At 53.1% G+C, this 26,599-nt stretch carries 22 protein-coding genes, 7 tRNA genes and 1 pseudogene; 24 read left to right on the forward strand and 6 right to left on the reverse strand.

All coding sequences use genetic code 11. From position 1 onward, the window contains the following. Positions 1-23: 23 nt before the first annotated feature. Entirely contained in the window at positions 24-566 is a 543-nt protein-coding gene (gene seqA / locus ACLJPE_RS07730; protein ID WP_000848395.1) for a replication initiation negative regulator SeqA, read from the reverse strand. A 184-nt stretch (positions 567-750) separates the two neighbouring features. On the opposite strand from seqA, the gene ybfF reads away from it, so the two are divergent. From ybfF to tcuC, 9 genes and pseudogenes are all read left to right on the forward strand, one after another. Then, positions 751-1,521, forward strand: a complete 771-nt coding sequence (gene ybfF / locus ACLJPE_RS07735; protein WP_000773245.1) for an esterase — start codon at positions 751-753, stop codon at positions 1,519-1,521. Between the two features lie 133 nt (positions 1,522-1,654). Then, on the forward strand, positions 1,655-1,948 hold the full coding sequence (ybfE, locus tag ACLJPE_RS07740) for a LexA regulated protein (protein WP_001040939.1): 294 nt from the start codon (positions 1,655-1,657) through the stop codon (positions 1,946-1,948). A 150-nt stretch (positions 1,949-2,098) separates the two neighbouring features. After that, on the forward strand, positions 2,099-2,629 hold the full coding sequence (gene fldA, locus ACLJPE_RS07745) for a flavodoxin FldA (RefSeq protein ID WP_001018621.1): 531 nt from the start codon (positions 2,099-2,101) through the stop codon (positions 2,627-2,629). Between the two features lie 203 nt (positions 2,630-2,832). Further along, positions 2,833-2,918 (forward strand): annotated as a pseudogene (locus ACLJPE_RS07750) (ryhB-regulated fur leader peptide). Further along, positions 2,911-3,363, forward strand: coding sequence for a ferric iron uptake transcriptional regulator (gene fur / locus ACLJPE_RS07755; protein ID WP_000131699.1), 453 nt, complete (start codon positions 2,911-2,913; stop codon positions 3,361-3,363). Before ACLJPE_RS07750 ends, fur begins: the two are co-directional and overlap by 8 nt. Positions 3,364-3,477: 114 nt before the next feature. After that, complete coding sequence (tcuR, locus tag ACLJPE_RS07760) at positions 3,478-4,404, forward strand: tricarballylate utilization LysR family transcriptional regulator TcuR (protein ID WP_000423371.1); 927 nt, start codon at positions 3,478-3,480, stop codon at positions 4,402-4,404. A 97-nt stretch (positions 4,405-4,501) separates the two neighbouring features. Further along, positions 4,502-5,905 (forward strand): FAD-dependent tricarballylate dehydrogenase TcuA, encoded by a 1,404-nt coding sequence (tcuA, locus tag ACLJPE_RS07765; protein ID WP_000228705.1) that lies wholly within the window; start codon positions 4,502-4,504, stop codon positions 5,903-5,905. Then, a complete protein-coding gene (tcuB, locus tag ACLJPE_RS07770; protein WP_000811137.1) occupies positions 5,892-7,031 on the forward strand; it encodes a tricarballylate utilization protein TcuB in 1,140 nt (379 codons plus the stop codon). Before tcuA ends, tcuB begins: the two co-directional genes overlap by 14 nt. A 51-nt stretch (positions 7,032-7,082) precedes the next feature. Next, positions 7,083-8,387 (forward strand): tricarballylate/proton symporter TcuC, encoded by a 1,305-nt coding sequence (gene tcuC, locus ACLJPE_RS07775; protein ID WP_000057011.1) that lies wholly within the window; start codon positions 7,083-7,085, stop codon positions 8,385-8,387. 48 nt (positions 8,388-8,435) lie between these two features. Here the strand turns inward: tcuC and chiQ are convergent, their stop codons facing one another. From chiQ to nagE, 4 genes are all read right to left on the reverse strand, one after another. After that, positions 8,436-8,768, reverse strand: a complete 333-nt coding sequence (gene chiQ / locus ACLJPE_RS07780) for a ChiQ/YbfN family lipoprotein (protein WP_000722260.1) — start codon at positions 8,766-8,768, stop codon at positions 8,436-8,438. Between the two features lie 49 nt (positions 8,769-8,817). Next, positions 8,818-10,224: a chitoporin ChiP gene (gene chiP, locus ACLJPE_RS07785; protein WP_001258803.1), complete on the reverse strand. Its 1,407-nt coding sequence runs from the start codon at positions 10,222-10,224 to the stop codon at positions 8,818-8,820. Between the two features lie 660 nt (positions 10,225-10,884). Then, positions 10,885-12,552 carry a glutamine--tRNA ligase gene (glnS, locus tag ACLJPE_RS07790; RefSeq protein ID WP_023207670.1) on the reverse strand — a complete coding sequence of 556 codons (1,668 nt, stop codon included), beginning with the start codon at positions 12,550-12,552 and terminating at the stop codon, positions 10,885-10,887. Positions 12,553-12,762: 210 nt separating this feature from the next. Beyond that, positions 12,763-14,715 (reverse strand): PTS N-acetyl glucosamine transporter subunit IIABC, encoded by a 1,953-nt coding sequence (nagE, locus tag ACLJPE_RS07795; RefSeq protein WP_023207669.1) that lies wholly within the window; start codon positions 14,713-14,715, stop codon positions 12,763-12,765. A gap of 326 nt (positions 14,716-15,041) precedes the next feature. Between nagE and nagB the strand changes: the two genes are divergently transcribed. The 12 genes from nagB (at position 15,042) to ACLJPE_RS07855 (ending at position 21,964) form a co-directional block, all read left to right on the forward strand. Next, positions 15,042-15,842, forward strand: a complete 801-nt coding sequence (nagB, locus tag ACLJPE_RS07800) for a glucosamine-6-phosphate deaminase (protein ID WP_001237059.1) — start codon at positions 15,042-15,044, stop codon at positions 15,840-15,842. A gap of 59 nt (positions 15,843-15,901) precedes the next feature. Then, positions 15,902-17,056 carry an N-acetylglucosamine-6-phosphate deacetylase gene (nagA, locus tag ACLJPE_RS07805; protein ID WP_000271186.1) on the forward strand — a complete coding sequence of 385 codons (1,155 nt, stop codon included), beginning with the start codon at positions 15,902-15,904 and terminating at the stop codon, positions 17,054-17,056. 4 nt (positions 17,057-17,060) lie between these two features. Beyond that, positions 17,061-18,281, forward strand: coding sequence for an N-acetylglucosamine repressor (locus ACLJPE_RS07810; RefSeq protein ID WP_023137385.1), 1,221 nt, complete (start codon positions 17,061-17,063; stop codon positions 18,279-18,281). 46 nt (positions 18,282-18,327) lie between these two features. After that, entirely contained in the window at positions 18,328-19,080 is a 753-nt protein-coding gene (gene nagD / locus ACLJPE_RS07815; protein ID WP_000153143.1) for a ribonucleotide monophosphatase NagD, read from the forward strand. Positions 19,081-19,369: 289 nt separating this feature from the next. Continuing rightward, positions 19,370-21,034, forward strand: a complete 1,665-nt coding sequence (gene asnB, locus ACLJPE_RS07820; protein WP_001728312.1) for an asparagine synthase B — start codon at positions 19,370-19,372, stop codon at positions 21,032-21,034. A 221-nt stretch (positions 21,035-21,255) separates the two neighbouring features. Beyond that, positions 21,256-21,332, forward strand: a tRNA-Met gene (locus ACLJPE_RS07825). Between the two features lie 8 nt (positions 21,333-21,340). Then, positions 21,341-21,425: transfer RNA gene (locus tag ACLJPE_RS07830), tRNA-Leu, on the forward strand. Between the two features lie 23 nt (positions 21,426-21,448). Next, a tRNA-Gln gene (locus ACLJPE_RS07835) sits at positions 21,449-21,523 on the forward strand. 35 nt (positions 21,524-21,558) lie between these two features. Beyond that, a tRNA-Gln gene (locus ACLJPE_RS07840) sits at positions 21,559-21,633 on the forward strand. Positions 21,634-21,648: 15 nt separating this feature from the next. After that, a tRNA-Met gene (locus ACLJPE_RS07845) sits at positions 21,649-21,725 on the forward strand. 46 nt (positions 21,726-21,771) lie between these two features. After that, positions 21,772-21,846, forward strand: a tRNA-Gln gene (locus tag ACLJPE_RS07850). Positions 21,847-21,889: 43 nt separating this feature from the next. Then, positions 21,890-21,964, forward strand: a tRNA-Gln gene (locus ACLJPE_RS07855). Positions 21,965-22,096: 132 nt separating this feature from the next. On the opposite strand, the gene ubiF is transcribed toward ACLJPE_RS07855, so the two are convergent. Beyond that, positions 22,097-23,272: a 3-demethoxyubiquinol 3-hydroxylase gene (gene ubiF, locus ACLJPE_RS07860; RefSeq protein ID WP_023251571.1), complete on the reverse strand. Its 1,176-nt coding sequence runs from the start codon at positions 23,270-23,272 to the stop codon at positions 22,097-22,099. Positions 23,273-23,415: 143 nt separating this feature from the next. Between ubiF and miaB the strand changes: the two genes are divergently transcribed. From miaB to ybeY, 3 genes are all read left to right on the forward strand, one after another. Further along, positions 23,416-24,840 (forward strand): tRNA (N6-isopentenyl adenosine(37)-C2)-methylthiotransferase MiaB, encoded by a 1,425-nt coding sequence (gene miaB / locus ACLJPE_RS07865; protein WP_001519200.1) that lies wholly within the window; start codon positions 23,416-23,418, stop codon positions 24,838-24,840. 204 nt (positions 24,841-25,044) lie between these two features. Next, complete coding sequence (locus ACLJPE_RS07870; protein WP_001018045.1) at positions 25,045-26,091, forward strand: PhoH family protein; 1,047 nt, start codon at positions 25,045-25,047, stop codon at positions 26,089-26,091. Further along, positions 26,088-26,561 (forward strand): rRNA maturation RNase YbeY, encoded by a 474-nt coding sequence (gene ybeY / locus ACLJPE_RS07875; protein ID WP_000084477.1) that lies wholly within the window; start codon positions 26,088-26,090, stop codon positions 26,559-26,561. Before ACLJPE_RS07870 ends, ybeY begins: the two co-directional genes overlap by 4 nt. The last annotated feature ends 38 nt before the right edge of the window (positions 26,562-26,599 follow it).

Consider the following 26,599-nt stretch of genomic DNA (forward strand, 5'->3'; position numbering starts at 1 on the left):
GCCTGGTCCTTCTAATGCAAGGATTAAATTGTTCCGCAAACCTTTTCAATCAATTCCGCCGGGAATTGCATTGACTGCATGATGTGTTCGATCATGCTGCATTTACGGCCGGTGTTGGTGTTGGTGATCACCCAGTACGGCGTGCCGGGAACGTGCTTAGGTTTAGTTTGATTCCCATTTTTCAGCAGCGTTTGTTCATCCGCCGCAAAATAGACGCGCGTGCGGCCATGCAACGACTCCGTCGCCTCCGCAAACGCGTGGTGATCCAGTGAATAGAGTGTAGTCAGAATCAGCATAAAGCGGTTGACCGCTTTTTTCTGCTCGGCATATTCGTCAGACAACAACAGCTCACGCATCGCGCGAACTTTGTCTTTTACCGGGTTAACCGGTTTCGCTTCGGCAACGGGTTGCGCCGCAGGCGTCCCCTTCACCGCTGAAGCCGTTGGCTGTGTCGTGGCGGAAAACTTCAACATACGCCGTAAAATGTCGGATGCGCTCTCGCCGATATGCTTGGTGTGGCTGGCAATATAGCTATAGAGTTCATCATCAACTTCAATCGTTTTCATCTTAATCCAGTGCGATGTCTTTGCTGAATACAAGTCATTGGGATTATAGGAACAAATCCCAACAGCGGATAGCGTTAAGCCCGGCTGACAAAAAAACTCGGAGTAAACCTTAGAGGTTGCAGCCCAGTGGCAGAATGGTCAACATAATACCCTAACCCGACAGAGCGAAAAAAAGAACTTTGCCATGAAATTAAACATCCGAGCGCAATCTGCACAAAACCTGCACAATAATTCCCCCATCGTTCTCGTTCATGGCCTGTTTGGCAGCCTGGACAACCTCGGCGTACTGGCGCGCGATCTGGTGACCGATCACGACATTATTCAGGTCGATATGCGCAATCATGGTTTATCGCCGCGCGATCCGGTCATGGATTATCCGGCAATGGCCCAGGATCTTCTGGATACGCTTGACGCGCAGCAGATTGAAAAAGCGACGTTTATTGGTCATTCCATGGGCGGAAAAGCGGTAATGGCGCTGACGGCGCTGGCGCCCGATCGCATCGATCGTCTGGTCGCGATTGATATCGCCCCCGTGGATTATCACGTTCGCCGCCACGATCGCATTTTCGCGGCCATTAACGCCGTCAGCGAATCCGATGCGACATCCCGCCAACAGGCGGCAGGGATTATGCGCCAGCACCTCAACGAAGAAGGCGTGATCCAGTTTCTGTTAAAATCCTGGGCTGAAGGCGAATGGCGTTTTAATGTTCCGGTATTATGGGAGCAGTATCCGCATATCGTCGGCTGGGAAACCATTCCGCCCTGGGAACATCCGGCGCTGTTTATTCCAGGCGGTAACTCGCCCTACGTGACCGAAGCGTACCGCGACGCGCTGCTGGCGCAATTCCCTTTGGCGCGCGCGCATGTGATCGCCGGCGCGGGCCACTGGGTACATGCCGAAAAACCAGAGGCGGTTCTGCGCGCCATCCGCCGTTATCTGCACGATAAACGCTAACTGATTAAAAACTCATCGCCTGTGCGCGATTACGCGCGCGGGCGTTGGCGTCGCTTCCTCGCTGATGTATGATGGCGCGCTATCCATCCGGGCATAAGCCTGGCTGATTGTTTCCCCCGAAGTCACCAAAATCATGGCCAAAGAACAAACGGACCGTACGACATTAGATCTGTTCGCGCACGAGCGTCGCCCGGGACGACCTAAAACGAATCCGCTTTCGCGCGATGAACAGTTACGCATCAACAAGCGCAACCAGTTAAAACGCGACAAAGTTCGTGGCCTCAAGCGTGTCGAATTAAAACTCAACGCACAAGCGGTTGACGCGCTGAATGAGCTGGCCGAAGCGCGCAACATTAGCCGCAGCGAGCTCATTGAAGAAATATTAATGAAGCAGCTTATGGCGCTGCGCGGCCAGGGTTTAGTCTGAAAATAAGTTTTGTTTCATATTTCGTGTAGCAGAGCGTGCAGTCCCGCGTGATTGCTGTTTCCGCATATCTGCCTGTTCTGCTATGATTGCCCTTATCCGTGGGCAATTCGCCACCACCATTTCAATAAGTTTCAAGAGGTTATTTTACTCATGGCAATCACTGGCATCTTTTTCGGCAGCGACACCGGTAATACCGAAAATATCGCAAAAATGATTCAAAAACAGCTTGGTAAAGACGTTGCCGATGTGCATGACATTGCAAAAAGCAGTAAAGAAGACCTGGAAGGGTATGACATTCTGCTGCTGGGCATCCCAACCTGGTACTATGGCGAAGCGCAATGTGACTGGGATGACTTCTTCCCGACTCTCGAAGAGATTGACTTTAACGGTAAGCTGGTGGCGCTGTTTGGCTGTGGCGATCAGGAAGACTACGCGGAATACTTCTGTGATGCGCTGGGCACGATTCGCGACATTATTGAGCCGCGCGGCGCCACGATTGTGGGTCACTGGCCAACCGCAGGCTATCATTTTGAAGCCTCTAAAGGTCTGGCTGACGACGATCATTTTGTCGGTCTGGCGATTGACGAAGACCGTCAGCCTGAACTGACCGCCGAGCGTGTTGAAAAATGGGTTAAGCAAGTTTCGGCTGAATTGCACCTCGACGACATCCTCAACGCCTAATCTTATGCGGCGCAGCGTTATATCTGCGCCGCATCAATAGACAAGACCAATCAAAATAATTGCTACAAATTTGTAACTTTCGCACCCATCCCTGTACAATGTCCGGGTGTAATCAGGTGGCGCCAGAATTTGCAGGCAAAACCACAGTTTTATTAACATCTGCGAGAGACTTGCGGTTTTCATTTCGGCATGGCAGTCCTATAATGATACGCATTATCTTGAGTGCAATTTCTGTCACTTCTCTAATGAAGTGAATCGTTTAGCAACAGGACAGATTCCGCATGACTGACAACAATACCGCATTAAAGAAGGCTGGCCTGAAAGTAACGCTTCCTCGTTTAAAAATTCTGGAAGTTCTTCAGGAACCAGATAACCATCACGTCAGTGCGGAAGATTTATACAAACGCCTGATCGACATGGGTGAAGAAATCGGTCTGGCAACCGTATACCGTGTGCTGAACCAGTTTGACGATGCCGGTATCGTGACCCGCCATAATTTTGAAGGCGGTAAATCCGTTTTTGAACTGACGCAACAGCATCATCACGACCATCTTATCTGCCTTGACTGCGGAAAAGTGATTGAATTTAGTGATGACTCTATTGAAGCGCGCCAGCGTGAAATTGCGGCGAAACACGGTATTCGTTTAACTAATCACAGCCTCTATCTTTACGGCCACTGCGCTGAAGGCGACTGCCGCGAAGACGAGCACGCGCACGATGACGCGACTAAATAAGTGTAAATCTTTCGAAGAGCCAACCGCCCGGTTGGCTTTTTTATATCCTCCTCTTTCCTGCTGCTTGATGTTGATTTAATGTAAAAAACGCTATCGCATCTCAGGAGAGCAGGAATGGAGCTTCGCCAGTTACGCTATTTCGTGCGTATTATTGAAACCGGCAGTATGGGTAGCGCCGCACAGGATCTTGATATTGGCGTTTCAGCATTAAGTCAACAGATGTCCCGTCTGGAAAACGAGCTTGCTATCCGTCTGCTGCAGCGCACCTCGCGCGGCGTAACGCCAACCAACGCCGGGCTGGCCTTTTATTCGCAGGCGCAACTCGCCCTGCGTCATGCCGACGATGCGATTCTCGCCGCCAGAGAAGCGCGCCTTTCCGGTCATGTGAGCGTAGGAATGGCCCCCAGTACCGCCTCCATACTGGGTATACCGTTTATCCATGCCATGCAGGAAAACTATGCCGATGTCCGACTGCATGTGGTGGAAAGCTTGTCCGGTAATCTGGAAAGAATGATCAATACCCGCCAGATTGATTTAGCCGTTGTCTTTCAAAAAGATAAAATCCTGCGCTGGAGCGCCAGACCGATCCTTGAAGAACAGCTTTTTCTGATTGGCTCCCATGCCCTGCTGGCGGCGCTTCCTGATAACCCGATCACACCTGAACAACTGGCAGGCATTCCGCTCATTATGCCAAGCCAGGGACACGGGCTGCGCGGCAGGCTGGACGCTGTCTGCCAGGAACATGCGCTTAACGTTGAAATCGTCGCGGAAATTGACGGCCTGGCGTTGTTGATGCGCGCCGTGCGCGACGGTCTTGGCGCCACGTTGCAGCCCGGCGCGGCGATTTCTCATCTGGATAACGACGCGCTACGCGTGATCGGCGTCCATAATCCGGTACTCAGCCGCCCCAATTTTTTAGTCAGCCTGTCGGATGATGAACTGACGCCCGCCGGCCTTGCCGCCAGAGTAGTCCTTACCAAAGTTATGCGTCAGTTAGTCGACGCCGGTGAATGGCCAGGCGCAACCCTTTACGCTTACTAAACCCCTGTTTAGCGCTACCTGATAGCGCGCCGCTTATTTATCCGTATACATTTCAATTACAAATTTAACAAATAGTTAAATGGTACGGGAGTATAAGATGGTTGATGTACTGGTGATAGGCGGAGGCAATGCCGCATTATGCGCCGCCCTGACCGCACGGGAAGCGGGCGCATCGGTTCTGCTGCTGGAGGCTGCCCCGCGGGAATGGCGCGGCGGAAATTCTCAGCACACACGAAACCTGCGCTGTATGCATGATGCGCCGCAGGATGTGCTGGTAGAAAGCTATCCTGAAGAGGAATTCTGGCAGGATCTGTGGCGAGTCACCGACGGCAACACCAACGAGGCGCTGGCGCGGCTGGTCATTCGCACCTCTTCGCAATGCCGCGACTGGATGCGCAAACATGGCGTTAACTTTCAACCGCCGCTATCTGGGGCGCTCCACGTTGCGCGCACCAATGCGTTTTTTATGGGCGGCGGGAAAGCGCTCGTCAATGCCTATTACCGTAGCGCCGAACGGCTGGGCGTACAGATTCGCTATAACACGCCGGTTCACGCGCTTGAACTTCATGACGGCGAATTCGTAGCTGCGCTGGCAGGTAGCGAACGTATTACCGCCAAAGCCTGCGTATTAGCGGCTGGCGGTTTCGAATCAAACCGTGAATGGCTGCGGGAAGCCTGGGGAGAAAACGCCCGCGGCGAATGGCCCGCGGATAACTTTCTGATTCGCGGCACGCGTTTTAACCAGGGCGTATTACTCAAATTTATGATGGATGCCGGCGCGGATATCATTGGCGATCCGTCCCAGTCGCACTGCGTAGCGATTGATGCCAGGGCGCCGCTGTACGACGGCGGTATTTGTACTCGCGTGGATTGCGTATCGCTGGGTATTGTCGTGAATCGCGACGCCGAACGTTTTTATGATGAAGGCGAAGATTTCTGGCCGAAGCGTTACGCCATTTGGGGGCGGCTGGTGGCTCAACAGCCAGGACAAATTGGCTATTCGATTATTGACAGCAAAGCCATCGGCCACTTTATGCCGCCGGTTTTTCCTGGCGCGCAGGCCAATACGCTGGCAGAACTGGCCTGCCAGTTGGGGCTGGACGCGGAAAAATTTACCCATACCGTCACGCAGTATAACCAGGCCTGCCAACCCGGTCATTTTGATCATACCTTGCTTGATGACTGCGCCACCAAAAACCTGACGCCGGCGAAAACCCACTGGGCGCGCCCGCTTGATGCGCCGCCCTACTACGGTTATGCGCTGCGACCCGGCATCACGTTTACCTACCTGGGCCTGAAAGTTAACGAACGTGCCGCGGTGCATTTTGCCGGTCATCCAAGCCGCAACCTGTTTGTTGCCGGCGAGATGATGGCAGGAAATGTTCTGGGCAAGGGGTATACCGCAGGCGTAGGCATGTCTATCGGCACAACCTTTGGCCGCATTGCGGGAATAGAAGCCGCCCGCGCGGCGCACAAGGAGGCGCAGCATGAAACAGCTTGAAAAATTAATCATTGAGGCCACCGTGCTTACCGAACCGGAAGCCGAGGTCGAACGCGTCATGCAAGTGTGTAACGCATGTCGCTACTGCGAAGGTTTTTGCGCGGTATTTCCGGCGATGACCCAGCGGCTCGAATTCGGTAAAGCCGATATTCATTATCTGGCGAATTTATGTCATAACTGCGGTGCCTGCCTGCACGCGTGCCAGTACGCGCCACCCCATGAATTTGCCATTAACGTGCCGAAAGCGATGGCGCAAGCCCGCCTGGAGACGTATCAACAGTATGCCCAGCCCGCCGCTTTTGGCGCGTTATACCGCCGGGCGGGGATCACCGTCGCGCTGGCGCTGATAGTCGGTCTGACGCTCTTTTTATTACTGGCGATGGCGCTGAAAGGGTCGCTGATTCATCCACCGCTGGCCGGTGACTTCTATCAAATTTTTCCGCATAGCCTGCTGGCATGGATGTTTGGCTCAGTTTTTGTGCTGGCAATCGGTTTGCTTATGGCGGGCGTAATTCGCTTCTGGCGTGAGATCTCGCCGGGCGTACCGCGTTCGGCGGAGATTGCGGAAGCGTCGCACAATGCGTTAACGCTGAAATATCTCGACGGCGGTCACGGCAAAGGTTGTAACGAAGCGGACGATGCGTTCACGCTGCTGCGCCGTCGCTTTCATCACTTTACCTTCTACGGTTTTATGCTCTGTTTTGCCGCCACGGTCGTGGCGACGGGCTATCACTATGTCGCCGGTTGGGAAGCGCCCTACCCGTTTTTTAGCCTGCCGGTCATGCTCGGCACGCTGGGCGGTATCGGTCTGCTTATCGGCCCGGCCGGGCTACTGTGGCTCAATCTGCGGCGGTCGCCGTTACATGGCGATGCGCGCCAGAAACCCATGGATCGCAGCTTTATTCTGCTGCTGTTCTTAACCAGTCTTACCGGGCTGGCGCTGCTGGCAGGCAGAGACACCAGCGGAATGGGCATACTGCTGGCGCTCCATTTAGGCGTGGTGATGGCGCTCTTTCTCACCCTTCCCTACGGAAAATTCGCCCACGGATTTTTCCGCTGCGCGGCCTTACTCAAATGGGCAGTTGAGAAGCGACGCGGAAAACATGCGGGGGATACAGGCAACTGACCCGCAAACATCTTACCCATAAAACAATAAAGACAGTGGAGAGCAAACCCTATGGCACAACACACACCTGCAACATCGCGCGCCGGCACGTTCGGCGCAATACTGCGCGTGACAAGCGGCAATTTTCTTGAACAGTTTGATTTTTTCTTGTTCGGATTTTACGCCACCTATATCGCCAAAACGTTTTTTCCGGCGGAAAGCGAATTTGCCTCATTAATGTTGACCTTTGCCGTCTTTGGCTCCGGTTTTTTAATGCGCCCCGTCGGCGCGATTGTGCTTGGCGCCTATATTGACAGAATCGGACGTCGTAAAGGGCTGATGGTGACGCTGGCGATTATGGGCTGCGGTACGTTGCTCATCGCCCTCGTCCCCGGCTACCAAACGATCGGCCTGGCAGCGCCTGCGTTGGTGCTGTTAGGCCGGTTATTACAAGGATTTTCTGCGGGCGTTGAGTTAGGCGGCGTCTCGGTCTATCTGTCCGAAATCGCAACGCCAGGCAATAAAGGGTTTTATACCAGTTGGCAATCCGCCAGTCAGCAGGTCGCGATCGTTGTTGCCGCGTTGATTGGTTATAGCCTGAATATCACGCTGGGACACGACGCGATATCGGAGTGGGGCTGGCGAATTCCGTTCTTTATCGGCTGTATGATCATTCCGCTGATTTTTGTTTTACGTCGTTCATTACAAGAAACAGAAGCGTTTTTACAACGCAAGCATCGCCCCGACACCAGGGAAATTTTTGCAACTATCGCCAAAAACTGGCGCATTATTACGGCCGGAACGCTGCTGGTGGCGATGACCACCACAACGTTTTATTTTATCACCGTTTATACGCCGACCTATGGCAGAACCGTGCTTAATCTCAGCGCGCGGGACAGTTTGATCGTTACCATGTTGGTGGGGGTGTCCAATTTTATCTGGTTACCCATTGGCGGCGCGATTTCCGACCGGATTGGCCGTCGCGCCGTGTTAATGGGCATTACGTTGCTGGCGCTAATCACCACCTGGCCAGTCATGCAGTGGCTGACCGCCGCGCCCGACTTTACCCGCATGACGCTGGTACTGCTGTGGTTCTCTTTCTTTTTTGGCATGTATAACGGCGCAATGGTCGCGGCGTTAACCGAAGTGATGCCAGTCTATGTGCGTACCGTTGGTTTCTCACTGGCCTTTAGCCTGGCGACAGCGATTTTTGGCGGCCTGACGCCGGCCATCTCTACCGCGCTGGTAAAGTTAACCGGCGATAAAAGCTCGCCCGGCTGGTGGCTGATGTGCGCGGCGTTATGTGGACTTGCCGCGACGGCGATGCTGTTTGTACGTCTGAGTCGCGGCTATATCGCGGCAGAAAATAAAGCCTGAAAAAACCACGGGCGGAAAACATTCGCCCGTGGGTGGCAAGGCATGGTTTTATTGCACGTTATTATGACTGCGAATTTCCTGCCAGACCTTATCGCAGTCAGCCTTGACCGCCTGATCGTTACCCGTGCGCGTCGCCTGAATGCACTGCTGATAGTCCAGTACCCGCACACTTTCTTCGTTAGCAAATTGCTGATGTTTGCGCTCTTTTTTAAGGACATTCAGTACGCTTTGGCAGGCCTCTATCTTCTCAGGCGAGCCCTGTGCGGTATTGATACAGGCGCTGTACGCCTCTTTCAGCCGGCTATCTTCTTCCGGCGCGGGTGATGACGCACAGGCCGTCAAACCGGCGGTCATGCTGGCGATGAGTAAAATTTTTTTCATAGGTCGTTCCTCAACAGCGCGGCAGACCGGCAGCCTGCCGCATCTGACATCAGAAAATAGTGAATGGCGCAATAACAATAAATTTCACGTCACGCTCATCCTGGAAGATGTTGCCGTAACCACCGCCCCAGCTTGGAATATTGGAGTGGTTGTCATATTCGGTGAAGTGCAGCTTGAACATGGTGCCTTTGGCACGCCCCTCCTGCAGGGTATAAACCGCATCCAGACTGTATGAGGACTCTTCGATAGTGCGGTTTTTGTCGTAGTAAGCATCCGGGTTACTTTGCCAGGTTGCCGGTTTGGCATCCCAGGCGTAAACGTAAGACGCGCCCACAGCCCAGCCCGGCAGATTCCAGTTTTTCAGGTCATACATCGCGCCGAAGAAAACCGCCTTTTCACCGTTAGCGTTAAAGTCGGAGCGGTTATCCCACCAGATATCCAGACGACCGTTTGAAGAGGCGTAGGTTGGCGTCATACGTTGCAGAAAATAGCCCTGCTGACCGTCCGCTTTCACCCAGGTGCCTTCCAGACGCAGGTCAACCACTTCCGCGACTTTGTAGCCGAAGGTCAACGCCTGCAGCCAGGCCGTACCGTCGTAAATATCATTCACGCTGCGATCGTCTACTTTGTCGCGCGCGCCGTAGAACTGGTAACTGGTGGTGAACGGATTGCCGCCTAAATCAAATTTATAGCTGGCCTTCGCGAAATATTGATCGACATAGCCTTCGGACTGACCAAACGCCGCTTCCAGCACCAGATCATTTTTGAAGTCGTACTTCGCGCCGATGGAGTGGAGATAATCCACATTGGTTTTTTTATCCGCCTGATAAAACTTATCCATTTCGGTATGCCACGGCGCTTTATATTCGTTAGTCCACATGTAGGAAAAACTTAACGCGCCCGCATCGCCATAGTCAAAACTGGCGCCGGCTTCCGCACCCTGATAAGTACCCGGCATAAAACTCCAGTGCGGCGCTAACAGCGTCTGACCGGTAGGCTGAATATAACCGGCGCGCGCCCAGACCGGGCCATATTTAAATTTCGCTGCGGCTTTATAAAGACTGATACCGCTCTTATCGCCGGAATAGTCTTCGTCGTAGCCTTTATTCTTTTTCGAGAAGGCAATTTCGTTTGGATGACCGCTGTCGCCGTTTTCTGCCATTTCAATCGCGGTAAACGCCGCGATATCCAGACCGAACATATCCGCAGCGTAACCAGACTGAAAATCCAGGTTAGCGTTCCAGGTCGCATGAGAAAGGTTAGTTTTATATTTGTCGCCGTCGGTCACATCTTTGCGATCGCGTTCACGCTGCCAATAATAGATGCCTCCCGTTAACGTGGAGTCGTCGAAAAAGCCGGAGGCTTGCGCCTGCGGAACAACGATCCACCCCGACATTGCTGTGATACCGGCGATAGCCAGAGCCAGCGTACTACGTTTGCCACTAAACGTACGCATAAGTTAATCCTCTTTGACGTATAAATTGCTGCCGACAAAAGCGAACAGCGAAAAAATAAAAATAAAAAGTAGCGCTGAGAAACCTCATTTACTACGTTAAATAGACTATTTTTCGCGATGCGAACTATCAATCTCTTTCTGTAACCAGTATGTAATAATATGAGCAACCGCACATATTTAATTGCTTTCTGTTACATTCGACTGCTGGTGGGGGAAGCAGACCGCCAGAAAGAAAATTGACTTGTTTTCCATAGGCATGAAAATAATTGTCTCCTGTTGACCTGACGCTTATAACATTTAGATTAATAATCATTTATCAGATCAATAATTTTCAGAGAATAATTAATTCGCCTCGCAAAAAAGAGAATCGACTTAGAGCCTATCCCACCAGGCGTTATTGGCGCAGCCAGTTTGGACACGGACAGCGCGCAAAAACCGGAGCGTACACGTAGTACGTGAGGTTTGACTCGCTACGCTCGCCCTTCGGGCCGCCGCTAGCGGCGTTCAAAACGCTAACGCGTTTTGGCGAGCACTGCCCAAGTCCAAAATGGCAAGTAAAATAGCCCTAATGGGATAGGCTCTTGGAAATGCAGAGAAAAAACGCCGCAAAACGCGGCGTTGACAAGGTATTTTTACAGCATTCGCCTGTTGGCGCAGTGCTTATTCGCCCGCTTTCGCCCAGGTATCACGCAGGCCCACGGTGCGGTTAAAGACCAGCTTATCGGCCGTTGCATAGCGGCTGTCGAGGCAGAAGTAGCCTTCACGTTCAAACTGGAAAGCTTTCCCTGCTACCGCCGCTTTCAGCGACGGCTCGCCATACCCCTGCTTAATCACTAATGATTCGGGGTTGATAACGGACAGGAAGTCCTCCGCGGCGCCCGGGTTCGGCACGCTGAACAGACGGTCGTAGAGACGAATTTCAATCGGCAGCGCATGTGCTGCGCTAACCCAGTGGATTACGCCTTTCACTTTACGCCCGTCAGCCGGATCTTTACTCAGCGTATCGGCATCATAGGTACAGAAGATGGTGGTGATATTCCCTTCGGCATCCTTCTCTACGCGCTCCGCTTTAATGACGTAGGCATTACGCAGACGCACTTCTTTGCCCATCACCAGACGCTTGTACTGCTTGTTCGCTTCTTCGCGGAAATCTGCGCGATCGATCCAGATCTCACTGCTAAACGGCACTTCACGGCTGCCCATCTCCGGTTTATTCGGATGGTTAGGCATGGTAACCATTTCGCTCTCACCCTGCGGGTAGTTTTCGATAACCAGTTTTACCGGATCGATTACCGCCATCGCGCGCGGCGCGTTTTCGTTCAGATCTTCGCGAATGCAGGATTCCAGCGACGCCATCTCAATGGTGTTGTCCTGCTTGGTGACGCCGATGCGTTTGCAGAACTCACGAATAGAAGCCGCGGTATAGCCGCGACGGCGCAGACCGGAAATAGTCGGCATACGCGGATCGTCCCAACCTTCGACGTGTTTATCGGTCACCAGCAGGTTCAGCTTACGCTTGGACATCACGGTGTATTCCAGATTCAGCCGCGAGAATTCGTACTGGCGCGGGTGAACCGGAATGGTGATGTTGTCCAGTACCCAGTCGTACAGACGACGGTTGTCCTGGAACTCCAGCGTACACAGAGAATGAGTAATACCTTCCAGCGCATCGCTGATGCAGTGAGTAAAGTCGTACATCGGGTAGATGCACCACTTGTTGCCGGTCTGATGATGCTCGGCGAATTTAATGCGATACAGCACCGGATCGCGCATCACGATAAACGGCGACGCCATGTCGATTTTAGCGCGCAGACAGGCTTTACCCTCTTCAAAACCGCCGGTACGCATTTTTTCAAATAGCGCGAGGTTCTCTTCGACGCTGCGATCGCGGAACGGGCTGTTTTTACCCGGCGCGGTCAGCGTACCGCGGTATTCGCGGATCTGCTCCGGCGTCAGCTCATCAACGTAGGCCAGGCCTTTATTGATCAGCTCGACCGCATAGGCGTGCAGTTGGTCAAAGTAATCGGAGGAGTAGCGAATATCGCCAGACCAGTGAAAGCCTAACCACTCGACGTCGTTTTTAATCGAATCAACGTACTCGATATCTTCTTTTACCGGGTTGGTGTCATCGAAACGCAGGTTGCACTGGCCCTGATAATCTTGCGCGATGCCAAAGTTCAGGCAGATAGATTTCGCGTGGCCGATGTGCAGATAGCCATTCGGCTCCGGCGGAAAACGGGTATGGACAGTGGTATGTTTACCACTCGCCAGATCTTCATCAATAATCTGACGAATAAAGTTAGTCGGGCGGGCTTCAGCCTCACTCATCGTGGATTCCTCAAAGCGTAAACAACGTATAACGGCATATGATCTTATAAGCCGGACAGACTGACAACCTTTAGTTACTTAAAAAGTGGCTTTGCAGAAAATATTGGGGCTAATTGCGGTAAAAAAAAGCGGCGAAGGTTCCCCTCTGCCGCTTATGTTTTCTGTGATATCGCCGGATGACGTCTTACGCCTTATCCGGCCAGGAAGCGATTATTTGCTCTTGATCTCGTACAGTGGCGTTTGACCCGCTACCACGTGACCATCCGCTTTGATGACCAGAGCGCTGAAGTCATCGCTGTTGCTACAAACAACCGGGCTTATCATGGAACGCGCATTGGCATTCAGGAAGTCCAGATCCAGTTCCAGAACCGGCTGACCCGCCGTGACTTCCGCCCCCTCTTCTACCAGACGCTTGAAGCCCTGACCGTTCAGAGCGACGGTATCGATACCCATATGGACAACGATCTCCGCGCCTTTTTCGGTTTCCAGACAGAACGCGTGGTTAGTGTTGAAGATTTTCACGATAGTACCCGCGGCCGGAGAAACCACGGTTTTATCGGTGGGTTTCACTGCTACGCCGTCGCCGACCGCTTTGCTGGCGAAAGCTTCATCCGGTACCTGATCCAGCGTCACTACCTCACCGGTAATCGGAGAGACCAGTTCAGCGATAGTCACCGCATTCGGCACCGCCTGGGGTTTGGCCGCCGGAGCAGGTGTTGCAACGTGAGCCGCATCAGCAGACGCTGCCGCGACCGGCCCCCGCGCCACCACTTTCTTCATTTCATCGCCAATCGATTCCGCTTTCGCGCCGACAATAACCTGAATGGTCTGTTTGTTCAGTTTCACCACGCCGGAAGCGCCGAGGCGTTTGCAGGCCGCATCGTTGACACGAGCAGAGTCATTCACGGTCAGGCGCAGACGGGTAATACACGCATCGATCGCTTTCAGGTTGTCCGTACCGCCAACCGCAGCAATATAGCTGGTCGCCAGTTGCGTTAACCCTTCTTCGGTGTTGCTGTTGGCTTCTTCCGTTACCATCTCATCAACTTTATCTTCGCGGCCCGGCGTTTTCAGGTTAAACATACGAATAACCGCGCTGAACAGCAGGAAGTAGATGATAAAGAATACAACGCCCATCACCAGCAACATCCAGACGTTATTGCTGGCCGCTGGCAGGTTATACATCAGAACATAGTCGATCGCGCCTGCCGAGAAAGAGAAGCCTGCATGGATACCCAGCAGCGTCGCGACGAACAGGCTGATACCAGTCAAAATGGCGTGCAGGAGGTACAGCAGCGGCGCCAGGAACATAAACAGGAATTCCAGCGGCTCGGTTACGCCGGTCAAAAACGCGGTGATCGCGACAGACAGCAACATACCGCCCACCATCGGACGACGTTCTTTCGGCGCGGCGAAATACATCGCCAGAGCAGCGCCCGGCAGACCAAACATCATGATCGGGAAGAAGCCGGACATAAACATCCCCGCCGTGCCGTCGCCAGCATAGAAGCGGTTGATGTCGCCGTGGAATACAGTGCCTGCGGCATTGGTGAATTCGCCAATCTGGAACCAGGCGATGGTGTTCAGTACCTGATGCAGACCGGTTGGGATCAGCAGACGGTTGATGAAGCCAAAGATACCGGAACCCAGCGCGCCTGCGGAAACGATCCATTCACCGCCCGCATGGATGCCATGCTGTACCGGCGGCCAGACGTAACCGAAAATAGCGGCCAGCACCAGACAGAAAAAGCCCGTTGCTATCGGCACAAAACGTTTTCCACCGAAGAAACTGAGAAAATCAGGCAGTTTGATACCAGACCAGCGATTATAAACCGCGCCGCCGACCAGACCGGTAATAATCCCCGCCAGCACGCCCATGTTGATTTCCGGGTTAATCGTCACCATCGCTTTGGTCATGACGAAGTAACCCACGGCTCCCGCCAGCGCTGCCGCGCCCGCGCTATCTTTAGACCAACTGGATGCCACGCCGATAGCGAAGACCAGCGCCAGGTTATCGAAAATAGACCCGCCCGCTTGCGCGATAAACGGCATATTCAGCAAATCTGGTTGGCCGAATCGCAGCAACAACGCTGCCACCGGCAACACGGCGATAGGGAGCTGCAACGCCCTACCCAGCCGCTGGAAAAAACCTAAAATATTCATCTTATTCCCCCTACGAGACGCCGATATGGCTTCTTTGAAGCCGTTTTTTATTGTGCTGCAAACGTTAAAAACGTGATGTTCTGTAATCGAACGGTGAGATCATCTTCTACAGAGTGTGTGGAAAATTAATTCGCCTCGCAAATTAAACGGGTGTTTTTTGTGATTATAATCACTAAATATCGTAATCACCCCCACCATCCACTGGCTAACACGGAAAACTTATTTTATGATTCAAAAAATCAGGACGGATTGAACACGAACCCTGGATATCCAGGTTACGCTTAATACGATCCGCCAAATTTTGACATTGATTATTGAGGTGAAGAATGAGACTGATCCCCCTGAGTACCGCAGAACAGGTTGGCAAATGGGCCGCTCGCCATATCGTTAACCGTATTAATGCGTTCAAACCGACCGCCGATCGTCCGTTTGTCCTTGGACTGCCTACCGGCGGCACGCCGCTAACGGCGTACAAAGCGCTGGTTGAGATGCACAAAGCGGGCGAGGTCAGCTTTAAGCATGTGGTCACCTTTAATATGGACGAATATGTTGGCCTGCCGAAAGAGCACCCGGAAAGCTACCACAGCTTTATGCATCGTAACTTTTTCGATCACGTTGATATTCCAGCAGAAAACATCAATCTTCTCAACGGTAACGCACCGGATATCGATGCAGAATGCCGTCAATATGAAGAAAAAATTCGTTCTTACGGTAAAATCCATCTGTTTATGGGCGGCGTCGGCAACGACGGTCACATCGCCTTTAACGAACCGGCGTCTTCCCTGGCTTCCCGTACCCGTATCAAAACGTTAACCCATGATACTCGCGTAGCGAACTCCCGCTTCTTTGACGGCGACGTAAACCAGGTGCCGAAATACGCGCTGACGGTAGGCGTGGGCACGCTGCTGGATGCGGAAGAAGTGATGATTCTGGTGCTGGGCCATCAGAAAGCCCAGGCGCTGCAGGCGGCGGTTGAAGGCAACGTCAACCACATGTGGACTATTAGCTGCCTGCAACTCCATCCGAAAGCGGTTGTGGTATGCGATGAGCCGTCCACAATGGAACTTAAAGTTAAAACATTGAAATATTTCAATGAATTAGAAGCAGAAAATATTAAAGGTCTGTAATGTTGTCTCCGCCCCGCCAGTCAATGCGGGGCGGTAAATTTTTGATATCGGGGGTCAGAATGTATGCTTTAACCCAGGGCCGGATCTTTACCGGTCACGAAATTCTTGATGACCATGCGCTTGTTGTCGCTAATGGCCTGATTGACCGCGTTTGTCCGATGGCCGAACTGCCGCCGGGAATAGAACAACGCTCATTGAATGGGGCCATTCTCTCCCCCGGTTTTATTGATGTGCAGTTAAACGGCTGCGGCGGCGTGCAGTTTAACGATACCGCAGAAGCCGTCAGCGTTGAAACGCTGGAAATTATGCAGAAAGCCAATGAAAAATCGGGCTGTACTAACTTTCTGCCAACGCTTATCACTACCAGCGACGAATTGATGAAACAGGGTATTCGCGTCATGCGCGAATACCTGGAAAAACATCCGCACCAGGCCCTGGGTCTCCACCTGGAAGGCCCCTGGCTTAATCTGGTAAAAAAAGGCACCCATAATCCTGATTTCGTGCGTAAACCAGACGCTGCGCTGGTCGATTTCTTGTGCGATAATGCCGACGTCATCACCAAAGTTACACTCGCGCCGGAAATGGTGCCTGCTGACGTAATCGCTAAACTGGCGAATGCGGGCATTGTGGTTTCCGCAGGCCACTCCAACGCGACGTTAAAAGAGGCAAAAGCGGGCTTCCGCGCCGGGATTACCTTTGCGACTCACCTGTTTAACGCGATGCCGTACATTACAGGGCGTGAGCCGGGCCTTGCTGGCGCTGTTCTGGACGAAGCGGATATTTATTGCGGCGTTATCGCCGATGGTCTGCATGTCGACTACGCCAACATTCGCAATGCCAAACGCCTGAAAGGCGACAAACTTTGTCTGGTGACAGACGCCACCGCACCGGCGGGGGCCAATATTGAGCAGTTCATTTTCGCAGGTAAAACAATATACTACCGCAATGGACTGTGTGTGGATGAAAACGGTACGTTGAGCGGTTCGTCCTTAACCATGATTGAAGGCGTACGTAACCTGGTCGCGCATTGCGGCATCGCGCTGGATGAAGTGCTGCGCATGGCAACGCTCTATCCGGCACGCGCTATCGGCGTTGATAAACATCTCGGTAGCATTGCGCCGGGTAAAGTCGCCAACCTGACCGCGTTCACCCACGATTTTAAAATTATCAAGACCATCGTTAATGGTGACGAGGTCGTTGACTTGAGTAAGTGAGAATATGACACCAGGCGGACAAGCTCAGATAGGTAACGTTGATCTCGTAAAACAGCTTAACAGCGCGGCCGTTTACCGCCTGATTGACCAGCATGGTCCTATCTCGCGCATACAAATTGCCGAGCAAAGCCAGCTTGCTCCCGCCAGCGTAACGAAAATTACGCGTCAACTCATTGAACGCGGGCTGATCAAAGAAGTCGATCAGCAGGCCTCTACCGGAGGCCGCCGCGCTATCTCTATCGTCACGGAAACCCGTAACTTCCATGCCATTGGCGTTCGCCTGGGTCGTCATGACACCACTTTAACGCTCTACGATCTGAGCAGTAAATTGGTCTCTGAGGAGCATTATCCGCTGCCGGAGCGCACCCAGGAGACGCTGGAACACGCGCTGCTCAACACCATCGCCGTCTTTATTGATAGCTGTCAGCGTAAAATTCGTGAATTGATCGCTATCTCGGTGATCCTGCCAGGGCTTGTCGATCCGGAAAGCGGCGTGATTCGTTACATGCCGCACATTCAGGTTGAAAACTGGGGACTGGTCGAAGCGCTGGAAAAACGGTTTCACGTTACCTGTTTCGTGGGACACGATATTCGTAGCCTGGCGCTGGCGGAACACTACTTCGGCGCCAGTCAGGATTGCGAGGACTCGATTCTGGTGCGCGTCCATCGTGGTACAGGCGCCGGGATTATCTCCAACGGGCGCATCTTCATTGGCCGTAACGGCAACGTCGGCGAAATTGGGCACATTCAGGTGGAGCCGTTGGGCGAGCGCTGCCACTGCGGTAATTTCGGCTGTCTGGAAACCATTGCCGCCAATGTGGCAATTGAACAACGGGTGCTGAATTTGCTTAAACAAGGGTATCAAAGCCGTGTTCCGCTTGACGACTGCACGATTAAAACCATTTGTAAGGCGGCAAACCGGGGCGACAGCCTGGCCTCGGAAGTCATTGAGCATGTTGGTCGCCATTTGGGCAAAACGATCGCCATTGCTATCAACCTGTTTAATCCGCAAAAAATCGTCATTGCCGGCGAGATCATTGAAGCCGATAAAGTCCTGTTGCCCGCTATCGAAAGCTGTATCAATACGCAGGCGTTAAAGGCATTTCGCAAAAATTTGCCGGTGGTACGCTCCACGCTGGATCACCGTTCTGCTATCGGCGCATTTGCCTTAGTTAAACGCGCCATGCTCAACGGAACATTGCTGCAACGTTTGCTGGAAAGTTGATGCGCTCTTATAGTATCGGATTATTCACAAATTCCCTGGGTAGTTCATGACCATCAAGAATGTAATCTGCGATATCGACGGCGTGCTGATGCACGACAACGTAGCCGTACCCGGTGCGGCGGAATTTCTGACGGGGATTCTGGAAAAAGGTCTGCCGCTGGTGCTGCTGACCAATTACCCGTCGCAAACCGGCCAGGATCTGGCGAACCGTTTTGCTACCGCTGGCGTTAACGTGCCGGACAGCGTGTTTTATACTTCAGCAATGGCGACAGCCGATTTTCTGCGCCGTCAGGAAGGTAAGAAAGCGTATGTCGTAGGTGAAGGCGCGCTTATTCACGAGCTCTATAAAGCGGGTTTTACCATTACCGATGTGAACCCTGATTTTGTCATCGTTGGAGAGACCCGCTCCTACAACTGGGACATGATGCATAAAGCGGCATTTTTCGTCGCCAACGGCGCGCGCTTTATCGCCACCAACCCGGATACCCACGGTCGCGGCTTTTATCCGGCCTGCGGCGCGCTGTGCGCAGGCATTGAAAAAATTTCCGGCCGGAAGCCGTTTTATGTCGGCAAACCCAGCCCGTGGATCATCCGCGCGGCGTTAAACAAAATGCAGGCGCACTCGGAAGAGACCGTTATCGTCGGCGACAACCTGCGCACCGACATTCTGGCGGGATTCCAGGCCGGTCTGGAGACCATTCTGGTGCTTTCAGGCGTATCAACAATCAATGATATTGACAGTATGCCGTTCCGCCCAAGCTGGATTTACCCTTCCGTCGCTGAGATCGACGTTATCTAAACCTGTCCCCTGCCTGATGACGCGCCGCTTTCAGGCCTACGGTTCGAACAACATTGTAGGTCTGATAAGCGAAACGCCATCAGGAAAAACATAATTCAATTAAACCACGATAAAACTGAAGATCCATCAATAAATCCACGCAATACGTAATCATTTTTCACTAATCAACAATGACGATTGCATTTTTCATTTTTCAGACCGTAATCCCCTTGCGCCTTCCACGCCTTTGCGGCATTTTTTAGTCAAGCAAACACAAAAAGTACGACGCAACAGATTAACGGAGAAGGCTATGTGTTCTATTTTCGGCGTATTCGATATCAAAACAGATGCAGCGGAACTGCGTAAAAAAGCCCTTGAACTGTCACGCCTGATGCGCCATCGCGGCCCGGACTGGTCCGGCATCTACGCTTGCGATAACGCGATTCTCGCACATGAACGCTTGTCGATTGTTGATGTTAACGCCGGCGCCCAGCCCCTGTATAACGCCAGAAAAACCCACGTACTGGCGGTGAACGGTGAAATTTATAACCATCAGACGTTACGCGCGGAGTATGGCGATCGTTACGCGTTCCAGACAGGCTCCGACTGCGAAGTTATCCTCGCGCTATATCAGGAAAAAGGGCCGGATTTCCTTGACGATTTACAGGGGATGTTCGCCTTCGCCCTGTATGACAGCGAAAAAGACGCTTATCTGATTGGTCGTGACCATATCGGTATTATTCCGCTCTACATGGGCTATGACGAATTCGGCAACTTCTACGTAGCGTCAGAAATGAAAGCGCTGACCCCGGTCTGCCGCACCATTAAAGAGTTCCCGGCGGGCAGCTACCTGTGGAGCAAAGACGGCGAAATTCGTCAGTACTATCAGCGCGACTGGTTCGATTACGATGCGGTAAAAGACAACGTCACCGACAAAAATGAGCTTCGTCAGGCGCTGGAAGAATCCGTGAAAAGCCACCTGATGTCCGACGTTCCTTACGGCGTGCTGCTGTCCGGCGGTCTGGACTCTTCAGTTATCTCAGCGATCACCAAAAAATTCGCCGCCCGTCGCGTCGAAGATCAGGAACGCTCTGAAGCCTGGTGGCCGCAGTTGCACTCTTTCGCCGTCGGTCTGGAAGGTTCACCTGACCTGAAAGCCGCGCAGGAAGTAGCTAACCACCTCGGCACCGTGCACCATGAAATTCACTTCACCGTGCAGGAAGGCCTTGATGCCATTCGTGATGTTATCTACCACATCGAAACCTATGATGTGACCACCATCCGCGCCTCCACGCCGATGTACCTGATGTCGCGTAAAATCAAAGCGATGGGCATCAAAATGGTGCTGTCTGGCGAAGGCTCTGATGAAGTATTTGGCGGCTACCTGTACTTCCATAAAGCGCCGAACGCCAAAGAACTGCACGAAGAGACCGTACGTAAACTGCAGGCTCTGCATATGTATGACTGCGCCCGTGCCAACAAAGCAATGTCCGCCTGGGGCGTGGAAGCACGCGTACCGTTCCTGGATAAAAAATTCCTCGACGTGGCAATGCGCATCAACCCGCAGGACAAAATGTGCGGCAACGGTAAAATGGAAAAACATGTACTGCGCGAGTGCTTCGAATCCTATCTTCCGGCAAGCGTGGCGTGGCGCCAGAAAGAGCAGTTCTCTGACGGCGTAGGCTATAGCTGGATTGATACGCTGAAAGAAGTGGCGGCAAAACAGATTTCCGATCAACAACTGGAAACCGCCCGCTTCCGCTTTCCATACAACACGCCGTCGTCTAAAGAAGCGTACTTGTACCGGGAAATTTTTGAAGAGCTGTTCCCGGTGCCAAGCGCGGCGGAATGCGTACCCGGCGGCCCGTCCGTCGCCTGTTCTTCCGCCAAAGCCATTGAGTGGGATGAAGCATTCAAAACGATGGATGACCCATCAGGCCGCGCGGTCGGCGTGCATCAGTCGGCGTACCAGTAAATTAACGATGACGAAAGAGCCCTTAGGGGCTCTTTTTTTATAGCAAACCACTTTCGGAAAAACGATTAATAACCAATAATTGCCGAATATTGCGCCACGCTGTTCGCAACCTAACCAAACAGACACTTTCCGACGTTTTTCGATGAAAAAGAGGTTGACGCTTCAAGGCTCAATACGCATAATGCGCCCCGCAACGCCGATAAGGTAACGCGAAAAAAGATGGCTACGTAGCTCAGTTGGTTAGAGCACATCACTCATAATGATGGGGTCACAGGTTCGAATCCCGTCGTAGCCACCATCTTTTTTGCGGGAGTGGCGAAATTGGTAGACGCACCAGATTTAGGTTCTGGCGCCGCAAGGTGTGCGAGTTCAAGTCTCGCCTCCCGCACCATTCACCGATAAGCGTTGTACGGATGGGGTATCGCCAAGCGGTAAGGCACCGGTTTTTGATACCGGCATTCCCTGGTTCGAATCCAGGTACCCCAGCCATATTTCTTCGAGTTTGCGGTTCACCGCGACGGTATTGGGGTATCGCCAAGCGGTAAGGCACCGGTTTTTGATACCGGCATTCCCTGGTTCGAATCCAGGTACCCCAGCCATCGAAGAAATCATCTGGCTACGTAGCTCAGTTGGTTAGAGCACATCACTCATAATGATGGGGTCACAGGTTCGAATCCCGTCGTAGCCACCATATTCAGAACGCGTCGAGGTATTCGACCGGTTCGAAAATAATTTGTTGGGGTATCGCCAAGCGGTAAGGCACCGGATTCTGATTCCGGCATTCCGAGGTTCGAATCCTCGTACCCCAGCCAGTTTTAAAGACGCTCTGCTAATGAGCGCAAGAAGTACGACAATTGGGGTATCGCCAAGCGGTAAGGCACCGGATTCTGATTCCGGCATTCCGAGGTTCGAATCCTCGTACCCCAGCCACCTTTAAAAAGCTCGCTTCGGCGAGCTTTTTGCTTTTCTGGCAATTCGGACTGCCTGATGGCGCTACGCTTATTAGGCCTACGGGCGAATACAGGCCGGGTAAGGTATTACCGCCACCCGGCATAACACAAACTACAACCCCAACGCATACTTCAGCGCCTGACGTTTTAGCACGCCTGCGCGCTGCGCCGCCATCAGCCCCATATTGCGTAAAATACGCAGCGGCGGCAGTTCATTGCTGAACCCGGCATAAAACAGATCCATTCCACTTTGCATCATAAAATTATCTGCCATGCGCCGCGTCTGATAGCGTTTCAACACCGAATGGCTGGCCCAGGACTCGCCATAGCTACGGGCACTCGCCAGCACATCAATCAACGCATCAACATCCCGATACCCCAGGTTGACGCCCTGCCCGGCCAGCGGATGAATGGTATGCGCCGCGTCGCCTACCAGCGCCAGTCCCGGTTGTACATACTGCAACGCGTGACGACGGGTTAGCGGAAACGCGCCCGCCGCGACAGGCATCACCGCCCCCAGACGCGCCGGAAAATGCTGGTTAATTTCCACCTGCAATTGCGTCATCGATAAACTTTGTAGCTGGCGAATACGTGCCGGAGCGTCATACCACACCAGCGACGCCCAATCGTCGAACAGCGGCAAAAAGGCGCGCGGCCCCGTCGGCGTAAACTGCTGCCAGGTGCTGTCGCCTGACGCATTTTCACACTTGACGGTGATAAGCATACACGACTGCGCATATTGCCAGGCATGAATGCCAATTCCCGCCATTTGCCGAACCTGCGAATTCGCGCCGTCGGCGCCAATCACTAACTTCGGCGTTACCCATTCGCCGTCGGCCAGTTCCAGCGCATAACCATCGTGGCGGCGGTGCAATGCCGCCAGTGAAGCCGGAACGCGCAGCGTCACGCCGGGGTGCGCTTCCAGCGCCTGCCATAGCGCCTGTTGCAGGACGTTGTTCTCTACCATATAGCCTAACAGCGGCAGCTTGAGTTCAGCGGCGTCGAACACCACATGGGCGTTTTCCCACTCCCAGGTCTCCAGTCGCCGATAAGGATGGCTACGCATCCCCTGCACCGCCTCCCAAACGCCCAGCCCCTTAAGCAGCGCCACGGATGCCGCGCTAATGGCCGAAATCCGCACGTCAGGCTGGCTGTCAGCCACAAACGGCGCAGGCGCGGCATGTTCTATTACCATCACCGTAAATCCTTGCTGCGCCAGACCCAGCGCCAGCGCGCCGCCGACCATTCCCCCGCCGACAATGGCAATTTCCGTTGGTTGATTTGTCATGGTCATTCATCCTGTTACGTTTTAGACAAGTTTACAGGATTTTTTACCCATTAGGGCTGACGTCAGTCATACTGGTCACAACCGCGCCAAAGCATTACACTATGCGCCCTGCTTTTCAGCCACTATTTCGCAAGAGCAAGTCGATGACTAAAAAACTCCATATTAAAACCTGGGGCTGTCAGATGAACGAGTACGATTCATCGAAGATGGCCGATCTGCTGGACGCCACCCACGGCTATCAACTGACCGACGTGGCGGAAGAGGCGGATGTGCTGCTGTTGAATACCTGCTCAATCCGCGAGAAGGCTCAGGAAAAAGTCTTCCATCAATTAGGTCGCTGGAGACTGTTAAAAGAGAAAAATCCCGATCTGATTATCGGCGTCGGCGGCTGCGTGGCTTCCCAGGAAGGCGAGCACATTCGTCAACGCGCCCATTACGTCGACATTATTTTTGGCCCGCAAACCTTACACCGCCTGCCGGAGATGATTAACTCCGTGCGTGGCGACCGCAGCCCGGTGGTCGATATCAGCTTCCCGGAAATCGAGAAGTTCGACCGTTTGCCGGAGCCGCGCGCAGAAGGCCCGACCGCTTTCGTTTCTATCATGGAAGGCTGCAATAAATATTGTACTTACTGCGTGGTGCCGTATACTCGCGGTGAAGAAGTCAGCCGTCCCTCAGACGATATCCTGTTCGAAATCGCCCAGTTAGCGGCGCAGGGCGTGCGTGAGGTCAACCTGCTGGGCCAGAACGTTAACGCCTGGCGCGGAGAAAACTACGACGGCACTACCGGCACCTTTGCCGATCTGCTGCGTCTGGTCGCCGCCATCGACGGCATTGACCGTATTCGCTTTACCACCAGCCATCCGATTGAGTTCACCGACGATATTATCGAGGTGTACCGCGATACGCCGGAACTGGTCAGTTTCCTGCATCTGCCGGTACAGAGCGGGTCCGATCGCGTGTTGAATCTGATGGGGCGCACCCACACTGCGCTGGAATATAAAGCAATCATCCGTAAACTGCGCGCGGCGCGGCCGGACATTCAGATAAGCTCTGACTTTATCGTCGGTTTCCCAGGCGAAACTACCGATGATTTCGAAAAAACCATGAAGCTTATCGCCGACGTCAACTTTGATATGAGCTACAGCTTTATCTTCTCTGCGCGTCCGGGAACGCCGGCTGCCGATATGGTTGATGACGTACCGGAAGAAGAGAAAAAGCAGCGTCTGTATATTCTGCAAGAGCGTATCAATCAGCAGGCGATGGCATGGAGCCGCCGTATGCTCGGCACGACACAGCGCATTCTGGTGGAAGGCACGTCACGTAAAAACATTATGGAACTATCTGGCCGTACCGAAAACAATCGGGTGGTGAACTTTGAAGGCACGCCGGAGATGATTGGTAAGTTTGTCGATGTGGAAATTACTGACGTCTATCCGAACTCGCTGCGCGGAAAAGTGGTGCGTACCGAAGATGAAATGGGTCTGCGCGTCGCCGAAACGCCGGAGTCCGTCATTGCCCGTACCCGTAAAGAAAATGAGCTGGGGGTAGGATTCTACCAGCCTTAATCCTGCAGGAAAGGCAATAATGCCCGATGGCGCTACGCCTGTCGGGCTTCCTGGTCATGGCCTGTCGCCCGACGGGCCTTGCAATTTTCTCTCTTCATCCCCATCTTCATTGCAATGCTTGCGCCTTTTCCCTATGGCGTGAATAATTTCCTTAGATGCCGGTAAATGTTCAGCGTCCGGCGATACAGACACAAGAGGAACAGTTTGAATATAGACACTCGCGAAATTACCCTTGAGCCCGCAGACAACGCCCGTCTGTTGAGCCTTTGCGGGCCGTTTGATGACAATATTAAACAGCTCGAACGTCGTCTCGGTATTGAAATCAACCGCCGTGACAATCACTTTAAACTGACCGGTCGTCCGATTTGCGTGACCGCGGCGACAGATATTTTGCGAAGTCTGTATGTCGATACCGCACCGATGCGCGGCCAGACTCAGGATATCGAACCGGAACAAATTCATCTGGCGATCAAAGAAGCGCGGGTGCTGGAACAGAGCGCGGAAAGCGTGCCTGACTATGGCAAAGCGATTAATATCAAAACTAAGCGCGGCGTGATTAAACCGCGTACCCCGAACCAGGCGCAGTACATCGCCAATATTCTCGATCACGATATTACCTTTGGCGTCGGCCCGGCGGGTACCGGTAAAACTTATCTTGCGGTCGCTGCTGCGGTAGACGCCCTTGAGCGCCAGGAGATTCGCCGTATTCTGCTGACCCGTCCGGCGGTGGAAGCGGGCGAAAAACTCGGCTTCCTGCCAGGCGATTTAAGTCAGAAAGTGGACCCGTACCTGCGTCCGCTGTATGACGCGTTGTTCGAAATGCTCGGCTTTGAAAAAGTCGAGAAGCTGATTGAACGCAATGTGATTGAAGTCGCGCCGCTGGCCTATATGCGCGGACGCACATTAAACGACGCCTTTATCATTCTGGATGAAAGCCAGAACACCACTATCGAACAGATGAAGATGTTCCTGACGCGTATCGGCTTTAACTCGAAAGCGGTGATCACCGGCGACGTGACGCAAATTGACCTGCCACGCAACACCAAATCCGGCTTACGTCATGCTATTGAAGTGCTGGCGGAAGTCGATGAAATCAGCTTTAACTTCTTCCACAGCGAAGACGTGGTGCGCCATCCGGTCGTTGCCCGCATTGTTAACGCCTATGAAGCCTGGGAAGAGGCAGAACAAAAACGCAAAGCGGCGTTGGCGGCAGAGCGTAAGCGTGAAGCCCAGGAGCAGGAGCAGAAATGAGCCAGGTGATCCTCGATTTACAGTTGGCCTGTGAAAACCACGCGGGCCTTCCGGATGAAGCTCAGTTTCAACGCTGGCTGGACGGCGTTATTCCGCAGTTTCAGGAAGAGGCGGAAGTCACAATCCGTCTGGTGGATGAGGCCGAAAGCCACGACCTTAATTTAACGTACCGCGGGAAAGATAAACCCACTAATGTTCTCTCCTTCCCGTTTGAAGCGCCCCCCGGCATTGAAATGCCGCTACTGGGCGATCTGATTATTTGCCGTCAGGTCGTGGAGCAGGAAGCGCAGGAACAGAGCAAGCCGCTGGAGGCGCACTGGGCGCACATGGTCGTGCACGGTAGCCTGCATTTGCTGGGTTACGATCATATCGACGATGACGAAGCGGAAGAGATGGAGTCTCTCGAAACGGAGATTATGCTTGCTATGGGCTATGAGGATCCGTACATTGCCGAGAAGATTGCAGAATAGTAGCTTGCCGGATGGCGGCGCTTGCGCCTTATCCGGCC

The sequence above is a fragment of the Salmonella sp. SAL04196 genome, from assembly GCF_046550835.1.
Classification (GTDB): domain Bacteria; phylum Pseudomonadota; class Gammaproteobacteria; order Enterobacterales; family Enterobacteriaceae; genus Salmonella; species Salmonella enterica.